We start from the raw sequence: 3,760 nt of genomic DNA, 5'->3' as shown, positions 1-3,760 counted from the left end.
ACGTTGTGGGGGTGCTCTCCGCTGCCGCGCCAGCAAAGACGTGGACAGTACTGACAACCACCGGCAGCGAGAGCTGGCCACCGGGGTACGCGGACGTATTGGATGATTCAGGTCAAGTCGGCGCACCTGATCCTCGGCTGAGGGTCGCGAAGGGGACACCGATCTTGCTGTCCAGCAACGGCGAACTCGACGAATGGCTGGTCATCTACTTCAATTCATGCCCGGCGTTCACCTCGTTGGATTTGTCGTCCCGCAAGACGTATGCGTTCGAGATCGCCACGTGGTGCGGCTTCCTAGGAAAACAGGTCGATCCGCTGACGTGGCTGGAAGCCACGGAAGACGACTTCATCGACTTCAAGATTCGCCGGACGGATCACCTTGAATTCGCCGACGCGGTGGCTGGGTCGACATGGAACAAGGCCGTCTTCGCGCTCAGGGGTTTGTACGACTGGGCGGTAGCCCGCAAGATTCCGATCACGCCGGACGGCCCTGTGATCGACGCGAGTCCTGTGCCGGGCGGGCGGGGGGCATTGAGGGTGCCCGGGGCAAGGGTAAATGCGGCGTTGGTCCGTAAAGAACGAGATCGGTGGATCGTGCCGGGAACATACCGGCTGTGGCGTGACGTTGGCCTTCGCGGCCGCGGGATTGAGCGTGTCGGTCCTTCCCAGTGGCGCGCGGCTGGCGACGACGAATCTTCTCGCGTCCGTAATACCCTGCGCAACACAGCCTTTACCGACTTTGTCTATTCAACTGGTTTGCGCGTGCAGGAAGCGGGTTCGCTCCTGCTGGCGGAACTCCCACAAGAAGGTGTGGTTGAGGCAAAGCTGCCTGCAGCGATCGCCAAATACAGCAAGGCGCGGATGTGGTACGCGGCTCCGACTGTGGGCCGGACACTGCGCACCTATGTGGCAGTTGCTCGTGCCGCTGCCATCCGCCGAGCAATACGTGAGGGGCGGTACGACGAGATCGAAGACATCATCTGGGTGACCGGATTTCGGCGTGCCAAAAAGGGGACATTCGAAGTCGTCCAAGACGACGGCGTGGCCATGTCATTGAACACGATGAAGCCGGCGACCCGACGACGTCTGTTCTGGATTCGCGACGGACGCCCTGAGCCGATGGCGCTGTGGCTCAACGAAGGCGGAATGCCGTTACATCACGAGTCGTGGATTGGAGTATTCGAGGGTGCTAACGACCGACTTTGGGCAGGAATCGAAGCCACTGGGGCAGCCGTCAGCGACGAGCTGACCGTGACGCCGCATTCCCTGCGGTTCAGTTTCGCGCTGGCGCTAGCTGTCCGACTGCACCAGCGTCTCGACGACATGCACGGGTGGGATGAGAACGTCGCCTACGGGGATGGTTCACGGTATGACGAAGTGTTCCGAACGGTGAAGGACGTGTTGGGGCACAAGTCGGTGGAGACGACGCGGGGGACGTACTTGCCTCGTGTGCAAAGGCTGCGGTTTGATCGCATGTTCGGCTCCACCAATGCCGATGCGACCGTCGGAGACCTAGTGTCGTCGCTCGCGCAGGACCTTGCGGAGGTCCGCGACTTGACGGGCAATGGTGCATGACGACAGGCGAGCGCCGCACTTCAGCAGAGGGCGTCACCACTCGGCGCGAGAATCCCGAAGTGGTTATCGCCTCTCTTTCTGGTTCGTATACCTCTGTGCTGCACGACTTTCGGGACTGGCCTTGTGACGTTGGGCTGAGAGTGCAGCTTGCCGACGCATTCGAGGCTCTTACAGGAGTGAATGGAACGTGGAAGAGCGCCTATACGGCGAAAGGCAACTACGTCCGCATCAAGGAGTTCGCGCGGTGGTGTGGCGACAACAACGTGCGCAAGTTGGTCGAGCTAACCCCAAATCGATGGAATGACTATCTACTTCACCTCGCAAAGAGCACCGCTAAGAACAACACCCGGCGCAGGGATTTGGGTGCATTGCGGATGGTACTTGGTTGCTATCCGCATCGACTTCACCCAGACCTGACGAAGCGGCTGAACCAGCGTCTTCCGCTGAGGGAAATCGATGAGGCACAGCCCTTCGAGATGGGTGTCTTCGATTCGATTCGTGACGCGGCGGCTGCTGCTGTGAACGCCGAGTATCGGCGCATTCAGCCAAACTTGCTGCTGCTTCGGCAGACAGAAAGCCAGACTCTCTCCCCTCAGAAGCTGGCTCGGGCCGACGCCCTGCGTGAGGTGGCGGCGACGGGTGCACCACGGTCTGCTGCTGCACGTAGTGCGTTGGGCATCTCGGTTCGTGATGGCAGGTCGTTAGGCGTCGCAGGAGGGCGGCCGATGCTCTTCGTGAGTTACGAGGGTGCGGTCGCGATCGCCGTGCTCATCGCCTGCCTCGAGGGTGTCAACTTCACACAGATCAACGAGCGAAGAGTGCCCTCAGGTGCACCGGGGCTCGGTGTCACGGAGGACATACTGACCGTAGAAGACGAGAAAAGACGGCGGCAGAGCGAACAGTACGACGCGCACGCGATTCCCAAAAACGCACGCCGCGCCATGACACGAATCATCGACATGACACAACCTGCCCGTGACTACCTCGCAGCGCAGAACCTTCCGGGAGCTGACCGACTGATCGTCTACTGGCCAGGCAGGGGCGGCAGAACAGACTCCCCCCAGGTCGGTCTGCGCCCCACGGAGATCCACAAGAACTACAGGCTCAGTTGGTGGCCAGACTCGGACGTCCCCGTCTCGTTCAACCGCATCCGTAAAACGGTGCGCGTACTCGTTGACCGGACACCCCAGGGGCATTCGCGTGCGACGTGGTCCACCCTCTACGTCGCAGCATCAGAAGTCGAACGAGAACGGCTGATGACTGAGGCCGTTGAGACAGGCCTTTGGGCGGTAATCGAGAATGCCGAGGCCCATCTCAAGATGAGATTTGAACGTGCGGACACGTCAGCCAACACCGACACAACTATCGGTGGTTGCGTTGACTTCGAACACCATCCCCTGACTGGTAAGCCCTGCGGCGACGACTTTCTGTTGTGCCTGCAATGCACCCATGCTTTTGCCACGCCTCGCCACCTCCCTCGGCTCATCGAATTGCGCCGTCAGCTGGAGGCTGTTGCCTCGACCGATGGACCTGATTGGACCGACTTCCGCGCTATGGCCTATGGGTGCCTCATCTCCCTTCTCGACGACCGCACCCTGATTGCCGCCGATGAATACCGAGTTGCTGACGGGGCGATCACAGATGAGGACCGAGCCGAAATACAACTGCTCCTGAACGGAAGGTACGCATGAGTAATCCGGTAGCTGAGGCCATCGATCTTGCCGCGTCGATCGACCTGAACGTAGTTGATTGGACTGATGTGGAATGTGGGCCCGTCGTCGTGCACGAACTACGACTGAAGCGCCCTGACCTGCCGATGAGCACGTTCCCCGAGGGCGTCTGGTCTCTCCGGCCAATGGATGCACCTCGCGGCGGACTGCAGACCCTCCGATGGCTACCCGGCGGCGCCGGCGTCGAACAGCAATATTCGTTTCCTCCACACCTTGTAAATTCCTTCAAACGTATCGTGTGGTTGTTCATCAACAGACCGTCACCGGTGTCGTATCTCGCGGGCAATAATGCTCGGGAATGGCCGGCGGCGTCTTCAATTATCCAGCGTTTCAACGCCTTACGCCACTTCGGCCACTACCTCGGAGAACACGACGTCGCTCGACTGTGCGACGTCACCATCGACCTGCTGGATTCCTACGCTATGGAACTGATCGCTGATGAAACCAGATCCAGCC

2 protein-coding genes and 1 pseudogene are annotated in these 3,760 nt (G+C 60.3%); all 3 read left to right on the top strand.

The annotated features are described in order from the left end of the window. On the top strand, positions 1 to 1,574 hold a 1,574-nt coding region (locus ACRDUX_RS10265), incomplete at its 5' end, for a hypothetical protein (RefSeq protein ID WP_526413525.1). Beyond that, entirely contained in the window at positions 1,571 to 3,265 is a 1,695-nt protein-coding gene (locus tag ACRDUX_RS10260) for a hypothetical protein (RefSeq protein ID WP_526413523.1), read from the top strand. The genes ACRDUX_RS10265 and ACRDUX_RS10260, both read left to right, overlap by 4 nt. After that, positions 3,262 to 3,760 (top strand): annotated as a pseudogene (locus ACRDUX_RS10255) (hypothetical protein); the annotation flags it as partial. The gene ACRDUX_RS10260 and the pseudogene ACRDUX_RS10255, both read left to right, overlap by 4 nt.

Origin of the sequence: Mycobacterium sp. (genome assembly GCF_050701675.1) — a bacterium.
Taxonomy (GTDB): domain Bacteria; phylum Actinomycetota; class Actinomycetes; order Mycobacteriales; family Mycobacteriaceae; genus Mycobacterium.
Note: the sequence above shows the minus strand (reverse complement) of the source record. Positions and strands in the feature narration are given on the sequence as shown.